Here is a 22,121-nt window from a genome sequence, read left to right as displayed (position 1 = left end):
TATGAAGAAAATTTTACTATTCATAACTTTATTTTATGGTACATCACAAATACTCTATTCGCAGCAAACAGTTACTGAGGATGGAGTTGTTTCGTTTTCTTTACCTATCAGAAATTCATTAAAGTTTAATAGATATTTAATTAATCCAACTTTTAGTTTTGTTCGCGAACAAAATTCATACATAAGTTTTTACAACAAAAGACAATGGATACAGTTTGAGGATGCTCCAAACACGTATTTGTTTAATTATTCTGGACGCTTTAGAGAAAATGAAGCGTTTGCTGTTGGATTGTTTCAACAGAATTATGGTTTGTTTACGGTCTTTGGAGGAGTACTTAATTTTGCACACAATATTGTTTTGCAGGAAGACAGCAATTTAACTTTTGGTTTAAATGTTGGAGCTTACCAAAGCGGTCTTGACGAGGGAAAAATTATTTCAGATGATGATATAGATGTTTCAAATTATCCGTCAAATACTTTACTTACTGTAAATCCAGGGATCAATTACGGTACTGCTTTTTTAGATTTTGGTGTATCGATCAACAACTTGATTCTGTATAATTTTGGTGGCGGAATGGTAAAAGAAGATCCAGAAAGAGCAATCCAAGTACATGCCATGTACACCGGATTTATTGATAGTTATGGTTTTTTTGACAGAAGTAAATTTTCCGGAATTATAAAAACAGAGCTTAAAAAAGACAAGACCGTTATTTCGGGTCTTGCAATGCTTTCTCTAAAACAAGGAGTTTGGGCGCAAGCAGGTTACAATACGTTATTTGGAATGTCGGCAGGATTGGGTTTTAATATCTCACCTAGTTTTGCTATCGAATACAATTATGAGCGCGCAACGGGAAACCTGACTAATTTAGGAGCTTCTCACGAATTTGTATTAGCGTATAAATTCAAAAACAGAAATTATTATTACGGTGATGACGAGGAAGGTTCTTTGATTGAAGCATCGCAAACTGCTAAGCCAGTCAAAGCAAAACCTAAAACAAATGCTGCACCAATAACCAGAGTTAGCGGTGCCGAAAAAGCAAAACTTGCTGCCGAAGCAAAAGCAAAAGCCGATGCAGAAGCATTACAAGCAAGATTAGCTTTAACAGAAAAAGTGAAGGCTGATGCCGAAGCTGCTGCTAAAGCAAAATTAGAAGCCGACAATAAAGCCAAAGCCGATGCTGAGGCTCTTAAAATAAAATTAGCTGCTGATGCTAAAGCGAAAGCTGATGCCGAAGCTGCTGCTAAAGCAAATTTATCGCCACAAGCAAAAGCGAAAGCGGATGCCGAAGCATTAAAAGTAAAACTTGCTGCCGATGCCAAAGTAAAAGCCGACGCAGAAGCTGCCAAGAGAAAAGCCGATGCTAAAGCGAAAGCAGAAGAAGCGGATTTACAATCTATAATTGCTGCTGATGCCAAAGCCAAAGCCGATTCTGATGCCCTACAAGCTAAGTTGGCTGCTGAAGCAAAAGCAAAAACAGCAACAACTGCTAAAACAAAAGCAGCAATTGATGCGGCAAACAGAGCCAAACTAGCTGCAGAAACAAAAGCCAAAGCGGCAGAAGCAGCTGCTTTAAAATTAAAATTAGCTGCTGATGCAAAAGCGAAAGCCGATGCCGAAGCGTTACAGGCGAGACTCGCTGCTGATGCCAAAGCCAAAGCGGATGCTGAAGCACTGAAAGCAAAATTAGCTGCTGATAAAGCAAAAGCGGATGCTGAAGCACAACAAGCAAGATTAGCTGCGGAAGCAAAAGCAAAAGCCGATGCCGAAGCTGCTGCTAAAGCAAAATTAGAAGCAGACGCAAAAGCAAAAGCGGATGCCGAAGCACTTCAGGCAAAATTAGCTGCTGATGCCAAAGCAAAAGCGGATGCCGAAGCTGCTGCTAAATTAGCTTCAAATAATACCGCAAAAGCGGACATGAAAGATTTGCAAGCTCAGTTATTGGCAGACGCCAAAGTAAAAGCAGATGCTGAAGCTACTGCTAAATTGAAAGCAGAGAAAGAAGCACAACAATTACAAACTACGGAACAAGCCCGTCAAGCAAAACTAGCTGCTGACAAAGCGAAAGCCGATGCAGAAGCACAACAAGCAAAACTAGCTGCTGACAAAGCGAAAGCTGATGCAGAAGCGCAACAAGCAAAACTAGCTGCTGACAAAGCGAAAGCCGATGCAGAAGCGCAACAAGCAAAACTAGCTGCTGACAAAGCGAAAGCCGATGCAGAAGCACAACAAGCAAAACTGGCTGCTGACAAAGCGAAAGCAGACGCCGAAGCGCAACAAGCAAAACTAGCTGCTGATGCTAAAGCGAAAGCGGATGCAGAAGCTGCAGAAAAACAAAAAGTAGAAGAAGCTCGTCAAGCGAAATTAGCTGCTGATAAAGCGAAAGCAGACGCATTACAAGCAAAACTAGCTGCCGAGAAAGCTAAAGCGGATGCGGAAGCTGCAGAAAAACAAAAAGTTGAAGAAGCTCGTCAAGCGAAATTGGCTGCTGATAAAGCCAAAGCAGACGCAGAAGCGCAACAAGTAAAACTAGCTGCCGAGAAAGCGAAAGCGGATGCAGAAGCTGCAGAAAAACAAAAAGTAGAAGAAGCTCGTCAAGCGAAATTGGCTGCTGATAAAGCCAAAGCAGATGCAGAAGCCCAACAAGTAAAACTAGCTGCCGAGAAAGCCAAAGCGGATGCGGAAGCTGCAGAAAAACAAAAAGTTGAAGAAGCTCGTCAAGCGAAATTGGCTGCTGATAAAGCCAAAGCAGACGCCGAAGCATTACAAGCAAAACTAGCTGCCGATGCAAAAGCGAAAGCGGATGCGGAAGCTGCAGAAAAACAAAAAGTTGAAGAAGCTCGTCAAGCGAAATTGGCTGCTGATAAAGTGAAAGCAGACGCAGAAGCATTACAAGCAAAACTAGCTGCCGATGCTAAAGCGAAAGCGGATGCGGAAGCTGCAGAAAAACAAAAAGTTGAAGAAGCTCGTCAAGCGAAATTGGCTGCTGATAAAGCCAAAGCAGACGCAGACGCATTACAAGCAAAACTAGCTGCTGATGCTAAAGCGAAAGCGGATGCGGAAGCTGCAGAAAAACAAAAAGTTGAAGAAGCTCGTCAAGCGAAATTGGCTGCTGATAAAGCCAAAGCAGATGCAGAAGCCCAACAAGTAAAACTAGCTGCCGAGAAAGCGAAAGCAGACGCAGAAGCTTTAAAAGCAAAACTAGCTGCAGATGCTAAAGCGAAAGCGGATGCCGAAGCTTCAGAGAAACAAAAAATTGAAGAAGCCCGTCAAGCAAAATTGGCTGCTGATGCTAAAGCAAAAGCCGATGCTGAAGCTGCTGAGAGACAAAAAGTAGAAGAAGCTCGTCAGGCGAAATTGGCTGCTGAAAAAGCGAAAGCAGACGCAGAAGCATTACAAGCAAAATTAGCTACAGATGCTAAAGCGAAAGCTGATGCCGAAACAGAAGAGAAATTAAAAGCAGAAGAAGCTCGTCAGGCGAAATTGGCCGCTGATGCCAAAGCGAAAGCAGATGCAGATGCAGCACTTTTAGCAGCTGCTCAAAAAGATGAAACGTTAAAAGCTATCGATAATTTGGCACAGTCATTAGAAAACTCAAGTAAAACTCAAGACGATTTGCTTGCTCAATTTAATACCACTGTTGCCAACAAGCAAAAGGACTTAGATGATTTAAGAGAAGAGAATGATTTAAGTGATAAAGGTATTTACAAAGAGCCAAAACCATTTAAAAGTGTGGCGGCAGAAAACAGTCAGTTAGAGGCTTTGAAAGCTCAAATTGCAGATGCAAACAGAATTCAGAAAGCTGAAATTGATAAGTTGACTAATTTATATAACGAAAGACTTAAAAAAGTTCCTAATAAAAATGATGCTTTAAACAGAGCTTATTTAGAAAAAATAAATCAGTTGAAAGCGGCACAATTGAAGATGGAGCAAGATAGTGCTGCACTTCTTGCAACATTAGAACGTATTAAAGTAGAAACTGAAATTGAGAAAAAACGTAGAATTAAACGTGCTGCTTTTGAAAATGATCAGGGAAGATATGCACAGGATTTGGCTGCTTTAAAACGTATTAAAGAAACAACAAAAGTAAGCAGTACTCCTTTGAAACAAAGTGATTTTGATTTTGGAGAAGAGCAATCAAATATGCAAATTATAAAAGGTATCAAAAATTCTGATAGCGGATATTATTTGATTCTTGCAGTTCATAATAGTGTTGAAAAAAGAGATGAATTCCTTACTAAAGCAGTAGCAGACGGACGATCAGATATCAATTTCTTTTACAACGTAACAACAAGTAAATATTATATCTATTACGAGAAGTTTGAGTCTCTGGCAGATGCCCAAAAAGGATTAGAAGGTAAGGGAGATAAAGCCTATAATGCCAAAGTGGTTATCGCAAAAGTGGAGAATTAATACCAATAAAATAAAAGTCGCTCCTTCTGATTGTTAGAAGGACATAATAATAAAATGTTATAAATACGAAGCGTTTTATTCACTAATGCCCCGAGTGTATAGAATGTAAGTAAAAAATAAATGATTATGAAAAAACCTACTAACCTAAGATTGATTGTATTAGCTTTGATTTTCTTTCAAAGTTATTTTGTAGTTTCTCAAAATCTCAAGCCTTTTACTCCAAGATTTGACATGAGATTGAAAGGAGATATGTTGCTTATTGGTAACAATATCCTGAACAGAGACGAGAACAGAAATAATAGGCGACCAAATAATGCTTATAACGACGCTGGTTATAACTCAGATTTCGATATGAAATATATCGATATTGACAGTGACAACACTACTTTTAGTTCGAGTAGTGCAACTCTGACGATACCTAAGCCGGCTTGTTATAAAATAGTCTACGCGGGTCTATATTGGGGAGCCATTTTGCAGCAAGATGATCGTACAGACATTCAAAAAGTCAAACTTAAATTACCAACAGGTGGGTACAACGATATTACGGGTCAGATTATTTATGATGCCAATAATACACCAATTGGGGCTAATAATAATAAACCTTATGCTTGTTATGCAGATATAACTTCTTTGGTGGCGGGTCAAACTAATGCCCAAGGATTGTATACAGTTGCCAACGTTAAATCTAGTGAAGGGGCAAATGGCGGTACTGGTTTATCTGCCGGTTGGTCTATTTATGTAGTTTATGAAGATCCTACATTGCCGGCAAAATTTATTACGTCCTTTGATGGTTTTAGCGGAATCGGTGGAGCGACTACATTAGATATTCCTGTTTCTGGTTTTAAAACGATTCCAACAGGTCCGGTACGTGTAAAATTTGCTTTTGCAGCTTTAGAAGGTGATCAACCTATCGCCGGGGATTATTTGCAAATTAACGGAATACCAATTAGTGCAACAAATGCTGCAAATACAGTGATTAGAGCTACAAACAATTTCTTTAATAGTAGTGTAACGTATGTTGATCCGGCTACTGATAAAACAGAAAATTTCCTTAATAGAAATCCGGCTAGTACCAATACGCTGGGGTATGATGCGGGTATTCTAAACATCAATAATCCCGGTACTGTTCTAAAGCCCGGGGGAATAGTCATTGATAATAATGCCACTTCGGCTAATATTACGCTCGGAAGTACCCAAGACGTTTATTTTTATTACTTTAATGCTTTTGCGGTAGATATTATTGAGCCTAATATCGTTTTGACAAAAATTGTAAAAAATGCTGCCGGTGTCGATATAGGAAACCAAGACGTAACTTTAGGTCAACAATTAAATTACGAAATTGGATTTAAAAATACCGGTAATGATGATGCAAGAGGTTTGACGATTAGAGATCAATTGCCGATCAATATTATCTTTAATTATCCTGCCGATTTAAATCCTCTTCCAGCTGGAGTAACAGTACAAAGTTATGATCCTATTACCAGAAGTATTGTTTTTAGAGTAGATGACTCTGTTGTAAAAGCCAATACATTAAGTGAGAAAGTAATAAGCTTTAAAGTTCAGGTTGTTCCTGATTGTAATTCATTAAGTGAAGCTTGTTCAAACAGTATTGATAACTCTGCTTATTCAACTTACAGAGGAACTTTAAATACCGATTTTCTAATTTCTGATGATCCAAGTGTCAACACCAATACAGGATGTATATTAACACCAAAAGCAACCAACTTTTTAGTAGGGGTTGATGGTTGTAAATATACTGAAAGTATTATTTTGTGTCAGGATAATGTAGATTTGGTTGCTGCCAACGGTTATACCAATTATACATGGTATAGTGATGAAGCTCGTACCAATCAAATAGGAACAGGACAGACTCTAAACGTTACACAACCAGGCATATATTATGTTTATAATCTTGCTGCAGCACCTTGTAGATCGATCTACCAGGCTTTTACGGTAACAAGATTTGGTAGTACAAATGCAAATCCAGTTATTCCATATGCTCGAGCTCCTTATAAAGGTGAGGTTTTAATTTGTCCAAACAATGGTAAAGAATTACCTAACATTTTCTTGTGTGGTGCAAATGATTCCCGACTAATCGAGACTAATATTTCTGATGGTTCTACTATCGTTTGGGAAAAATTAAATGAGGCGAGTTGTGCTCCTCCAAGCAGTCCAAGTTGTGCTAACGAAAGCCCAACCTGTACGTGGACTCAGGTGGCGACAGGGCCAAGTTATGATGCCAGAATTGCGGGACAATACAGACTAACATTAAATTATGCAGGTGGTTGTTTTAACCGTTTCTATTTTAATGTGTTTACCAATTCATTAAACCCTACCGAAACTCACACAGATCTTATTTGTGGTAAACCAGGTACAATAACAATTGGCGGTGTTCCTGCAGGATATGAATACAGTATTAATGGTACAACTTATCAGGCAAGTAATATTTTTAATGTTACTACCGCTGGTATTTATACGGTTTATATCAAGCAAATTGGAGTAACTGCAAATCCTTGTATTTTTACCGTTCCAAATATTCAAATCAGACAGAGAAATTTCAGTGTTACTCAAGACGTGACACAACCTTTGTGTTATGGTGAAAAAGGTAGAATTAGAGTTGCAGTAAATGACGCTAATGCACAATATTATTATAAACTATATAATAATGGTTTATTATTATCTAATATCGGACCTGTTCCTGAATCTGAATATACTTTTGATAATTTAAATACCAATCAAAATTATGTTTTAGAAGTTTCTACTGATGATGGTTGTACAGATACTAAGTACATCTATATTGGTCAGGTTTGGAATGAGTACAAAGCAACATTATCTTTAATACAACCATTAACAGCTTGTACTGACGGAAGAGTTAGAATTACAACTGAGGGAGGTAACTCTCCATATAACTATTTTATAAATAGTGACACAGTTTTTCAATCAGAAAATGAATTTGTTGTTACAACCCCAGGAGTTTACACGGTTAAAATTGTAGACAGAAATAACTGTACAATAACAAGAACAATCACAGTTCCAAATAATGCCAAACCTACCTATACTATAACCAATACAAACAGCGCTTGTTATAATGATAACGCTGAGATTAGAGTTAACTTGACGAATGCTAACGGATATACAATGTCTTATAGTATTAATAATGGTGGAACTTTTGTAAGCAATCCTGTTTTTTCTAATTTACAGCCAGGTACTTATAACGTAGTGGTTAGATATGGTATATCTTATACAAATTCATCAGGACAAAATACGATACAATATTGTACAGACCCAGCAGTTACAAGAATTATTGCAGGACCAACTTCGGCTGTTACAGCATCTGGTGGTGTTGCAGAATTGGCAGGTTGTACGTTATCTCAAATGGGAGGTAAACTAAGAATCAATAATGCGCAAGGAGGTACCGCCCCTTATCAGTATAGTTTTGATGGTGGCGCTACATGGCAAGCATCCAATGAAAAAGATGTTTTACCGGGTAGTTATATACTAAAAATTAGAGATGCTGTAGGTTGTGAATACACAATTCCATACACTATTATTCTTGACCCAAAACCGGCTGAACCAACAATTACAGTAGAAGATCCTGTCTTTAATTGTAATGGTACAGCAACAAGTAGGGTAACGGTGACCAATGGTACTTCTACAAATTATACGTATGAATATTATTTAGATAATGTTCCAAATACTCCTATTACAAACAATGTGTTTTTAAATGTGCCTTCAGGCCCACACACTGTTTCTGTTAGGTACAATGTAACCACAGTTTCTACTTATAGCAATTTATTGCAAGAAGATTTTGGTAAAGGTGGTTATACAACTACTCCGGGTATTAATCCTGCTTATTGTTTTGAGGATGAATCTACTCCGCACCCTGTTGGTTTCCCTTGTGGTGCTTTTAATGATTATCAAATTAATGACGGAAAATATGCAGTAGCAAGTTCTATAAATACTACTTTTGGAGGTAGTTGGTTAGTTGCTAAAGATCATACGCTTCCTTCAGACCCATTGGGAAGATTCTTATGTGTGAATGTTGGAGGTTCTGCTGGTATTGGAGGAATATTATACAGTAAACCAATTAAAGATGTTATTCCAAATCAACCTGTAATTATTTCGTTATGGGCAGAAAATCTTATAAGATCGAGTTATCCAGCACTAGCCGATCCTAAATTAACCATTCAGTTAGTTAATAATTTAAATGGTGTAGGAGGAACAGAAACTATTGTAGCTACGACAGATACTACCAATCCATGGGTAGTTCCTAAAAGTGATAAGTGGGAATACAAAGAATTATCTTTAAATCCTGGTGCTTTTAATAATTTAAGTTTCGTAATTAGATCGTACAGTAATGAGTTTAACGGAAATGATGTACTTATAGATGATATCTGGGTACGTCAAATACCAAGATCATGTCTTGCTCAAAAAGATTTCCCTATTATAATTGATAGTAATCAAGCATTTACTGCAAGTGTAACTAATGTTCAGGGAGTAAGATGTAATGGTGGTAATACCGGATCATTTACAATTGTTGCTAATAATTTTAACACTACTACAGGTTTCCAATATTCTATAAATGGTGGTGCTACTTGGTTAACATCTACAACTTCACCTGTTGTTGTTAATGGTTTAACAGCGCAAACATACGATGTACGTATTCGTTATGATAGTTCTGCAACTACTTGTAATTTTACATTTGGTCCAGTAGTAACTTCGCCTACAGCCTTAACCATTACGGCACAGGTTACAACACAACCTACTTGTACAACGGGTGCAACCATTACAGCGACCGCAAATGGTGGTACTGCTCCTTATGAGTATGAGTTAAGAGCAGCTAATGGAATCACGATGGTGAGACCATTCCAGAGTTCTGGCATTTTTGTCAATGTGCCTACAGGTAGTTATACTATTGTAACACGTGATATCAATGTTTGTTCTTCTTCTGCATCGGCTTTGGTTACAGTAAGTGTACCAACACCGCCAACGGCTTCATTATCGGCAACATCAGATTTATGTTTTGATGCTATAAACAAAGCGACTTTGGTCGTTACGGCTACTGGTACAGGAACTTTAACGTACAGTTTAGACGGAGCGGCTCCAACGACAAGCAATACATTTACAAATGTTGGACCAGGAACTCATAACATTTTAGTTACTGACAGTAATAATTGTACAGCGACCGTTAGCAATATTGTGATTGCTCCAGAATTAAAAGCCAATGCTACAATTACTACAGCATTAACTTGTACCGTTCCAACTGCAATTATCAGAGTTGATATTACAGATGGTACTGCTCCTTATACATATAGAGTTAGACTAGGTGCCGGTGCTTACGGTGCCGTTACGAATGTAACTGGTAGTACTTTTAATTATACCGCTACTACAGCTGGTGTTTATACTTTTGAAATACGTGACGTCAACAACTGTCCTATAGAAACTTCAGCTACAGTAGGTGCCATTACTATTCCAACAGTAACAGCAACACCTACAAACATTACTTGTTTTGGTGCAGCAAACGGATCAGTTTTACTTACAGGAGCTGGCGGATCAGGCGGATATGAATATAACTTTAATAATTTAGGTTGGTCATCGAATGCCAATTATACTGGTTTAGCTGTTGGTACTTATTCTTATTTAGTAAGAGACAGTAACGGCTGTTCTCCTGCTTCTCAAAATGTGTCTATCACGCAACCAACACAGGTATCAGGAAGTATTTCGGCTACCATCATCAGATGTAGTGCATCGGGAACTGTTCCTGCTGTAGTTACGGTTACAGGTAGTGGTGGTACAGGTGCTTACACATATAGTTTTAACGGAACTTCAAACTTTACATCAACAAATACTTATTCTACATCAACTGCGGGAACTGTAACTGCTTATATCAGAGATGCGAACGGTTGTCAAGTAGGGCCACTTTCTGTTACTATCAATACTTTGCAACCCATTACGGGTATTAATTTGGTAGATAATGGTTACGATTGTTCTACAACTCCTCAAGGCGGACGTGTAAGTCTTACAGCCATAAAAGCGGGTAGTTTGGCAAATGTAGTATACCAGATTGCTTCAGGCCCGGCCGGGTTTGATACAGCAACAAACACATCAGGAAACTTTGTGTCGTTAGCTCCAGGAAACTATGTTTTCAGAGCTACAGATACAGCTACAGATTGTAGTTTCACAATATCACATACAATAGTTGGAACTCCGCAAATTGTTGCTGGAGGATCAGTTACTACAAATATTACATGTTTTGGATCAACAGGAACGATTCGTTTTACTGTTAATGGTGCAGGAACAAGCGGATACAATTACGTTATTAGAAATGCTGCTAATGTAATTGTTCAGCAAGCAAATGGTGTACCAGCTTCTACAACAACTATTACGGTAGCTACTGCATTAACAGCGGGAACTTACACGATAACAGCTACAGATGTATTAACAAATTGCCAGGCTATATACGCTGTTACCTTAACACAGCCAGCGGCAGCTTTAGATGTTACTGCTACAGCTACCACTGTAAATTGTAATCAATATTCTGCCATTATTGATGCTGATGCAACTGGCGGAACTTTAAATTACACTTACGCTGCGGGTCAAGGTGCTGTAGTTCCTACGGTTTTTGATACAAATGATAAAATAACAGTAAATACTGTAAACGGTACTCAGTTAAACTGGATTGTATATGTTAGAGATGCAAATGGTTGTACAGATACTTTCCCAATAACAATTATTGAAGAAAACAGACCTGTAATAACGTCTGTTGCTATTAATAATCAATGTACGGCAACATCTTCAAGCACTTTCGTTATTACAGCTAATGCCACAGGTATAGCTCCATTAACGTACAGTATTGATGGTACTAATTTTCAAACTGCTAATTCATTTACCGTAACACCAGGCACGTATACTTTAACAGTTAAAGATGGAAATGGTTGTACCACTGCAGCTACTACGCCAATAGTAGTATACGCAAGATTAACGGCTTCGACCGTTGTAAAAGAACTGGATTGTTCTCCAACTCCAGACGCAACAATTACTGTGAATGCAGTAGGTGGAAGAACAGGATATACGTACGAAGTTTCTACAAACGGAGGTACTTCTTATACTTCAATACCTTCTAATGTGTATTCTAATATTACAGCAGCTGGGACTTATTTAATAAAAGTCATTGATGCAAATAACTGTGAGTTTGTTACGACTACTATTATTAATCCGATAGTTGCACCAACTGTTACTTTTACGAAAGTAGATGTTTCTTGTAATGGAGGATCTAATGGTTCTGTACAATTATTTGGTGCAGATGGTGTACCGGGTTACACCTACAGCAATGACGGAACAACTTATGGAGCTATTTCTTTATTCGAAAATTTAGCTGCAGGAAACTATACTTTCTACGTAAAAGACAGTAAACAATGTACAGCAAGTGTTGCAGTAACGATTACGCAACCAACTGTTTTGGTTGCTACGGCAACAGCAACTACTTTTACCTGTAGTCCTACAAATACTAAACAATCTGCTGTGGTAACAATTGCAGTTCCTACTACTGGAACAGCTCCATACCAATATAGTTTTAACGGAGGTGATTATACCAATAATAATACTTTAACGGTTAACGATAATGGTTCAGACCAAACCATTAATTATTCTGTAAGAGACGCAAAAGGATGTACAACTGCAGTTCAGCAGATTATAATCAATAGATTGAACCCTCCTGTGATTGCAACTATTACAGGTACACCAATTTTATGTTCTCCTGCAACAAGCACTACAAGTACAGTAACTATTACTACTACAAATGGGGTTGGAGCTTTGGCTTACGAAATTCTTTCAGGACCAGTTGTTAATACTTCTGGTGCGACTTCAGGACAATTTAGTGGATTAACGCCTGGAACATATAGCTTTAAAGTTACTGACGTTAACGGATGTTTTGATATAAAAAGTCATACTGTAAACAATTTAAATCAAATTGTTGTTACAGCCAGCAAACTAAGTGATGTTGATTGTTTTGGATCAGCAACAGGTTCTATTCGTTATGATGTAAGTGGTTTTACAACTACTTATAGCTATAGCGTAAACGGAGGGGCAGCTGTTACAGGACAAACTGCAACAGTGTTTACATTGTCTAATTTATCAGGTCCAACTACCTATAATGTAGTTTTCACTGATGATTTTACAAATTGTACAGTTCCAACATCAGTAATTATTTCGCAACCAGCTAATCCATTAACTTTAGCTTTAGTTTCGAATGTTAATGCTAATTGCAACAAAGTTACATCAACTGTAACAGTAGCTGCAAATGGAGGAACAACAACATACCAATACGCAATATTAGATGCAGATAATTTAGCAGCAACTCCGGTTTATGGACCAAGTGCTGTGTTTAATATTAACTCTAATGCAGGAGCAGATCCAAACTGGGTAATTTTTGTAAGAGATGCCAAAGGATGTGTGGCTCAGTTGCCAGTAACAATCGCCACTGATCCGATACCAACTGTAACAGCTACAGTAAGTAATCAGTGTTTGGCTTCAGGAAGTTCATTCCAGATTGTAGCAACTGGTGCAAGCGGAGTAGCTCCTTATACCTATACAATAAATACGGGTGTAGCCCCGAGTCCGGCCAATACGTTTACTGTACCTGCCGGTACTTATACAATTACGGTTAGAGATGCGAACAACTGTACCAACACTACTACAATAACAGTAAATGAGGCATTAACGGCATCAGCTGTATTAACAAAAGATATCAGTTGTGCGGCACCAGCAAATGCTACAATGAATGTTACTGTGGTTGGAGGACTAGCTCCTTACGGATATAGAGTAAGTATTGGTGGAGCTGCTTTTACGGGTTCTCCAATTGCTTTTGGTGGAAACACATTTACCTATACACCAACATCATTATTAGGAACTACGTATCAGTTTGAGATTTCAGATGCTAATGGTACTATTTGTACTGCATTAACAAATATTGTAACAACTACTACGCCTGCAACTGTAACCGCTACGGCTACCAAAGTAGATCCAACTTGTAATGGTGATTCTAATGGTTCTATAACACTTACAGCAACAGCAGGAGTTTCTCCTTATGAATATAGTATTGATAACGGAGTTACATTCGTTTCTACAAGAGTTTTTGGAGGTTTAATAGCTGGAACGTATAGCTATAGAGTTAGAGATGCTAAAGGATGTATTTCTACTCCATTGAATATAACATTGAATGATCCGGCTCCAATTGTGGCTATTGCTACTCCAAGTGCAATTGAATGTAATTCGAACAAACCAGGAAGTATCCAAGTTGATATTACTTCTGGTGGAGTTGGTCCGTTTACTTATACTTTATATGATAATACTTTCACACAAATTAGTACACCAATTTCTACAGGTGCAACCTCGGTGACTTTTGGTGGAAATGTTGCTTTTCCAACATTATTGACTTATGGTGATTACTATGTTACGATTGTTGATGCCAATGGCTGTGAATTTAAAAGTCCAAGAACACGTATTTTAACACCTCCAAATATTAACGCAACGGGTGTAGCGTCTTCAGGAACATGTGCTGCCGGTGCAAGCGCTACAATTAATGTATTAACAGCGGTTTATCCAGTAAGATATTCAATTTTTGGGCAACCTGCAACACAAGTTGGTCCGACTGCTGCCACTTCTCATACTTTTACAGGATTAGATCATGGTACAACGTACCAGTTTCAGGTTGTAGATAATGGTGGATGTTTTACGATCGTTGAAGTAACAACACCTCCTTCACCTTCTTCTATCGTAATTGATCCGATTGCAAAAACTGACGTTACTTGTAATGGAGCTTCTACAGGAAGTATTAATTTTACAGTTCGAAATTACGGTGCTGGTGTAACAAGTATGAGTTACGAAATTCGTGACGAACTAACCAACCTACCAATTGTACCTGCTACAGGTGGAACATTTAACGGATTGACAGGAGCTGATGTTTCGGGTACTATTTCAGGCTTAAAAGCTGGAAATTATACATTATTTGTAAAAGAGGTGGATGGAACTGAGTGTAATGTAACTCAAAAGTTCCAAATAACACAACCAATACAACCGCTTACTGCTGTGGTTCAATCAACTGTAAATGCAAATTGTAATAACCCTGCTCAAGTTACCATAAGAACAACTGGAGGAACAGGAACTTATACCTATGCCTATGCTGTTGATCCAGCGGTGCCTTCATCATTTACTTCTACAAGTAATGTACTAAATTTAGATCCAGGTGCTTTGGGTACTGATCTAGTTTGGAATATTATTGTTAGAGATGCAAATGGCTGTACATTCCCACTTCAAACAACGATTGTTAAAGACCCAAGTCCAGAAATTGCTTTACAAGTTGTAGACAAATGTGTGGCTCAAGGATCTTATGTTGTGAGAGTTTCTGCTATTAATGCAGGTACGGGAGCACTTTCAATCAGTGTAAACGGAAGCGGAGTTTATACCAGCATTACTACTGGTTTACCTTTTGATGTAACAGGTCTTAATTCAGGTTCAAATACCATTAGCATAAAAGATGCTAACGGTTGTATCGATACAGAAACAATTATTATAGATGCACCACTTGTGGTAACTCCGGCTATTACGGCTCTACCAACATGTTTAAATAACGATGGTGTCATTACACTATCGGGTGCCGGTGGTACTAATACTTATACTTACGCAATTGCTCCAATGCCACCAAGTGTAACTATAGCAGCTAATGTGATTTCTGGTTTGCCAGCAGGTACTTATACGGTAACGATGAGAGATACAGCAACACCTACAGCGTGTAGCACTACAGCTTCGGTTACTTTAATAGCACCAACACCAGTAACTTTTGATGCTGTTGTAGCAGATGCGTTATGTAACGGTTCAAGCGATGGTTCTATTACTGTAAATGTTCTTGCTGGAAATGATAATCCAGTGTATACATACGCTATTACGCCAATTCCAGCAGGAATGGTACAAACAGATAATGTGTTTTCTAATCTTCCTCAAGGGGCTTATACAATTACAGTAAATTCAGGTAGAGGTTGTTCTCTAAGCAGACCGTACACAGTGGGTCAGCCTACACTTCTTGCGGCTACTGCAGCTGTTACAGATTATTCTTGTAATGCGAGTAATATTGCTCAGCCAGCGATTGTGACAGTTAATGTTACTGCCGGAACAGGTACAGCGCCATATCAATATAATTTTGATGGTTCTGCCAATTATTATAATGCCAATACATTGTCAGTGATTGATAATGGTACTCCACAAACCATTCATTATTATGTAAAAGATGCTAACGGATGTACTTTTGACAACACAGTTATAGTAAATCCTTACCAAAGAATTACAGGATTGTCATTCGCTGCAGCGCCAATAACTTGTATCAATACAACTACAGATGTAACCGTTACGGTTGCAGGTGGTTATGCGATTACCAAATATGAAATCATAGCTCCAACAGCTTCAGCTGTCGATAATGCAGCATCTGCTACTTTCTTAGCTTTGGCACCGGGAACTTATACTTTCCAAGTGACAGATGCGAACGGATGTAAATATCAAGATTCATTCACTATTCAACCAGTAACAAATATTACAGTTTCTGGACAATTAGTGAGAAACGTAACTTGTAATCCAGGTGCCAACGGTGAGGTATTATTTACCGTAGGAAACTTTGCAGGAACTTACAGCTATTCTATAAACGGTGGTGCTGTAGTAACTGGACAAACTAGTCTAACAATTCCGGTAACAGGAATAAATAGTGCTAGTACGCAATCTATCGTGGTTACCGATGAGGTTACAGGATGTACTGCAACAGTTTCAGTAAATGTTTCGCAATTGCCAACCTTAACCATAGCAATAATCTCAAATACTCCAGCTAATTGTAATTTTGGTGCCAAAGTAACTGTTCAAGGAAGTGGCGGAACAGAACCATATTCTTATGCGTTTGTCGATACAAATATTACACCAGTTCCAGCTTTAGGAGCTTACAAAGCTTCTCCTAGTGCGGTTCTGGATGCAAATCCAACCAAAAATTGGGTTGCTTTTGTAAGAGATGCTAACGGATGTATTGCTCAAATAGCACTTCCGCTTACAACAGACCCTTTACCTACAATTGATCCTATCACAGGAGTTTGTTATACAGGTGCTCCTGTAAATGTTACCTTAACAGGAACAGGTGTGGGTCCATTACAGTTCAATATTGGTAATGGTTATACAACCAATCCAAACTTTACATTAAATGCTCCGGGTTCTTATACTTTCTATGTAAAAGATGCTAATAATTGCGTTGTAACAACACCTTATGTTTATGAGCTTGAGCAAGAATTATTGTTGAAAGCTGCGCTTACAGATCTTACTTGTAATGCAGATGCTTCTATAGTATTAACCGCGACTCAAGGAACAGGTGCTTATACTGGTGGTTATGAAGTTTCTACAGACAACGGTGTTACATTTAACCCGGCAACTCTTGTAGGTACTACCTTTACAACAAATACGCCTGGAACTTATATTTTCAGAGTAACAGACAGTCAAGCATGTTCTGCTGTAACGGTTCCGGTTGTTGTTACACCAAATGTAACGCCTACTTTTACTTATACTCAAGTGAATGTAAGTTGTAATGGAGGAAACAACGGTAGTTTTACTATTATTCCTGGCGCAGGTACTGCTCCTTTCGAATACAGTGTAAACGGTGGTGCTTTCCAAAGTACTACGATTCCGTTCACAGGATTAGTTGCTGCGACCTACTCAGTGGTAGTAAGAGATGTTAAATTATGTCCATCATTAGCTCAAGATATTACAATTATAGATCCACCAAGTTTAGCGGTGATACCTACTATTACACCATTCGGTTGTAATACGTCAAACACAGCTACTGATGCGGTGCTCACATTAGGGGCATCTGGAGGAACTCCAAGTGGTACTGGTGAGTACAGTTATAGTTTTGATAATGGTGTAACTTTTGGTTCATCTCCATCAAAAACTGTAAATACTAGTCAAACGATCAATTATGTTGTGGTTGATGCAAATGGTTGTAGAGTAACAGGTTCTGCTACAATACTTCCGTACACGCCACCAACAGATATGAATATTACGGCGACTCCAATTTATTGTAATACTGCAGGCAGTTTTACAACAATTACAGTAAACAGTGTTTCTGGCGGATTAGCTTCATATACTTACGAAATTATTGCTCCGGCAACTGCTATTGCAACGAATACTTCGGGTGTCTTTATTAATTTGGTAGCTGATACGTATACTTTAAAAGTTACCGATGCTAACGGATGTAGTACTACCAAATCGATTGTGGTTGAAGAAGAAGATGAAATAAGTGTTACTGCTCAGTTGTTGAGTGATGTTTTATGTAATGGTGATGCGACAGGTACTGTAACATTTACGATTAGCAATTATATCAATCCGGCTCCAGCAGGTTATACTTACACATTGACACCAGGCGCAGTTGTACCTACTCAAGTGGGTGATGTGGTTACTTATGCTGGTTTAATAGCGGGTAATTATACATTCACAGTTACTGATGCAACATCAGGTTGTCAAGCTTCTGTAACTAATTTCGTTGTTAATCAGCCAAGTGCACCTTTAAGTTTTACAACTAATGCAACAAATATTAATTGTATTACTAAAACAGCTACTATTACTGTTAATGCAACGGGTGGAACTCCTGCTTATGAATATGCAGTAGTACCTTCTAATGATCCTGCTCCAACAACATATAGTAGCGGCGCAAATCTATTAGTAGATACGGCGAACGGTACCGTAATGGCTTGGGATGTTTATGTGAGAGACCTTAACGGATGTGCTCCTGCTTTCCAAACAGTAACAATTACTGAAGATCCATTGCCAACGGGTGCTGTGGTAAACGCATACAGCCAATGTCCGGATGCAATAAACGGTACGTATACATTTACCATTTCTGGAGTTTCTGGAGTTGGACCATTTGAATACAGTATTGGTAGTGGTTTCCAAGCCAGTCCAACATTTATCGTTTCGGCAGCAGGTTCTTATACCTTAATTGTAAAAGATGCTAACAATTGCGAGGCATCATTCCCGGCATTGATTGATATTTTCCCGGCATTAGATTTACAAGTTGTGGTAACAACATTACCAAACTGTACATCAAATAACGGAGTAGTTACAGCTACTACTACAGGTGGTGCTAGTCCAGCAAATTATGAGTACAGCTTAGACGGTAATTTTGGAGTACCAACAGGTAACTTCACCGGGGTAGCAGCAGGAAACCACACAATTGTAGTTACTGACTTAACTACTGGTTGTGATGATACTGTTACATTCAATATTCCCGATGCAACCATTATCACTGGATTTACAGTGACAGCTACAGATGTAACTTGTAATAGTGCAGCAGACGGTACAATTTCAGCTGTTATAGGTGCCAGTTCTCCTGGAGTAAATGATAACCCTGTTTATACTTATACAGTAATGGCGGGAGCAACAATAATCGCAGGACCTCAAGCTTCTGGTGAATTTACAGGTTTAGCTCCTGGAGATTATACGGTAGTCGTAACATCGGGAAGAGGTTGTACAACTTCTGATGATGTTAGAATTAATGAGCCTGCACCAATAGTGGTCAATCCTCCAGTTGTAACTCAATTTGGTTGTACTGCTGGTACAAACATTACCAATTCGGCTACGATTACAGTAAACTCTGTAACAGGCGGTTCATCAAATTATATTAAATATGAATTTATTAAAGGTGGTACAGTAGTACAAAGCGGTGCTTCAAACGTGTATACTGAATCTGACCTTTCTGGCGGATCTTACGTTGTAAACGTTTATGATGATAAAGGATGTTTAGGAACATCGACTGCGCCTATAATAATCGCTCCTTTTATTAGTTTGGATGATATTGTTGTAAACATAGATGACGCAATTACTTGTATTTCAAATGAAGATATTACGGTTAGTGTTACCACTACGGGCGGTACACCAGCAGCGTTATTATATAGTGTTGTCGGAATCAATGGTACTGTTTATACCGCTGTTAATCAACCTACGGGTGTATTCACAGATTTACCAATTGGTAACTTCATGATTACAGTGACAAACCCAGCAACTAATTGTTCTATTGAAGAAATTTATTATGTAAACAACCCGAATACTTTCGAAATTAAAGCAGTTCCGGTTAATGCTCAAATTTGTTTCGGTGCAAGAGGAAGTGTTGATTTGACTTTCGTCGATAATCAATTAATTCCAGCTAATGATGCAGGTGCTTTCAACTATACGATTACGGGTCCATTCCCAAGTATTGCTACAATTGTGGGCACAACAACTGGTGCGGGTCCAATAACAATTAATAACCTTACGGCTGGTCAATATTCTGTGTCAGCTAGATTGGTAGGAAGACCTACTTGTACAGTTGAAACTGTATTTAGTATCGAGCAACCTAACGCAGTATTAGCAGTAACAACTACTCAATCAGAAATTACTTGTATTACAGGTAATAACGATGGTACGATCTCTGCATCTGCTTCTGGTGGTTGGCCAGGTGATTACCAATACGAATTGGTATTAAACGGAGCCACCCTTGTAGCATACTCTGCGCAATATAACTTTACAGGTTTAAGCGCAGGTGTTTACACGATTAATGTAAGAGACGCCAAAGGTTGTATTGCTACAACAACTGCAACATTAGTTGTTCCTGCTCCTATCGTAGTTACGGCTACTGCAAATGCAAGCGTTCTTTCATGCTTTGGTGCTAGAGATGGTATCATAACAGTAAATCCTCCAACAGGTGGTCAGGGAAGTAATTATATGTACACGCTAAATATTGTTTCTGCAACTCCGGTTATTGTTTCCGGACCACAAAGTGATCCAATTTTTACAGGATTAGCTGCTGGAACATATAGCATAACAGTTACAGACGGATTTAGTTGTGCTGCAACATCTGCAAATATTGTGATAACGCAGCCAACAGAAGTTATACCAACCTTGACTTTAAGTAGAACACAAACATGTCTTACACAGTCTGAGCTTACATTGAGCGCAACTGGAGGTACAGGTCCATATACGTATAGTACGACTGCTAATTTTGCAACAACAATTGGTTCGTTTACAACTTCTGTTACTTTTGGAGTACCAGTAGGTGTGTATCAATATTATGTAAGAGATGCTAACGGATGTGTTGGATTTATTTCTAACGAAGTTGCTAATCCGGCATTAGAGCCATTAGTAGTAGGTTTAGATGTGACCAATGCAGTAGTAAAATGTCTTGGTGAAGCAACAGGAGTTATTGTTGCAAACGCTACAGGCGGTTTAGGAAACTACAGCTATACGCTGGAAAATACTGCCGGAACAATCATTCAAGGGCCACAAGCTTCTGGAAGATTCGAAGGATTGGTAATTGGTACTTATGTGGTACAAGTAACTAGTGATGATTGTACTGCAACATCAGCTACAGCTGAAATCAGACAACCAGCTACTGCAATTCAAGCACAGTTCATTCCAACTAACGTTTCTTGTTTTGGAGAAAACAATGGTAAGATTGAAGTGATTGCTTCTGGTGGAACTGGAGTTATCAAGTATGCTATTTCACCTGATTTAAATCAATTTGATTCTAAAACGGTATTTGACAGATTAGCACCGGGAACTTATACACTTATCGCACAAGACGAAAATGGATGTTATATTATAAACGATGTAACGATTACACAACCTAATCCGCTTATTGCTACAGAAGTTCCTAATTCTATGGTTCCTGAAGCATGTGCCGGAGATAAAGACGGATCATTCAGTATTCAAGTGGTAGGAGGTACAGAACCATATAGTGTGAGTCTTGACGTTAAAGCGGGACCATATACACAAGGTGCTGTAGGTCAAACGATATTCCCTTTTACTGGTCTTTCTGGTGGAAAACATATCGTTTACGTAAATGATTCTGCAACAAATTGTTCAACAGAAGTTGAGGTGATAATGCCAGAACCAGTTGTACTTAATCCTACGGTAGAAATCAATTATGACTGTGTTAACAACGCTGCTGCAAATGCTGTAACTGTAACTATAGATCCAAGTAATACAGATCCATCACTTGTAACATACGAATTGGATGGACTTGCTTCGACTAACCAAGTAAGTAACATTTTCTTAAATGTTGCTCCTGGAGTACACTATGTTACAGCAATTCACGACAACGGTTGTTTCCAATCTTCTGTAGATTTCACGATCGATGCTGTTGCTCCTTTAGCGATTACTAAAACTCCTGGAAAAGAAGAACTGAATATTATTTCGGTGACGGCTACAGGCGGATCTCCTGCTTACGAATACAGTTTTGATGGAGAACCATTTACATCTGAACATGAATTCAAAATTTACAAATCAAGAGATTATGTAATAATAGTAAGAGACCAAAACGGTTGTACGGCTACCATCACTGTTCCGGGTATTTATGTTGACGTTTGTATTCCAGATCACTTTACACCAAACGGCGATGGTCAGTTTGACGAGTGGGGTCCTGAGTGTACCAATATTTACAACAACTTACTTTTCGATATCTATGACAGATACGGACGTGTAATTGCCAAATATCGTTACGGTCAAAAATGGGATGGAAAATACAATGGTGAAGAATTACCATCAGGTGATTACTGGTATGTTCTTAAACTAAATGACGAGAAAGATGCAAGGGAGTTTGTTGGACATTTCACATTATACAGATAACAAAATAAAGCCCCCAATGATGTTATCTAAA

2 protein-coding genes are annotated in these 22,121 nt (G+C 38.5%); both read left to right on the top strand.

The genetic code is table 11. The annotated features are described in order from the left end of the window. Nucleotide 1: 1 nt before the first annotated feature. On the top strand, nt 2–4,411 hold the full coding sequence (locus LNP22_RS05010; RefSeq protein WP_229975612.1) for a PorP/SprF family type IX secretion system membrane protein: 4,410 nt from the start codon (nt 2–4) through the stop codon (nt 4,409–4,411). A gap of 126 nt (nt 4,412–4,537) precedes the next feature. Continuing rightward, complete coding sequence (locus LNP22_RS05005; RefSeq protein WP_229975611.1) at nt 4,538–22,090, top strand: T9SS type B sorting domain-containing protein; 17,553 nt, start codon at nt 4,538–4,540, stop codon at nt 22,088–22,090. Nucleotides 22,091–22,121: the final 31 nt, after the last annotated feature.

Source organism: Flavobacterium flavipigmentatum, from assembly GCF_020911905.1.
GTDB classification, from domain to species: Bacteria; Bacteroidota; Bacteroidia; order Flavobacteriales; family Flavobacteriaceae; genus Flavobacterium; species Flavobacterium flavipigmentatum.
Note: the sequence above shows the minus strand (reverse complement) of the source record. Positions and strands in the feature narration are given on the sequence as shown.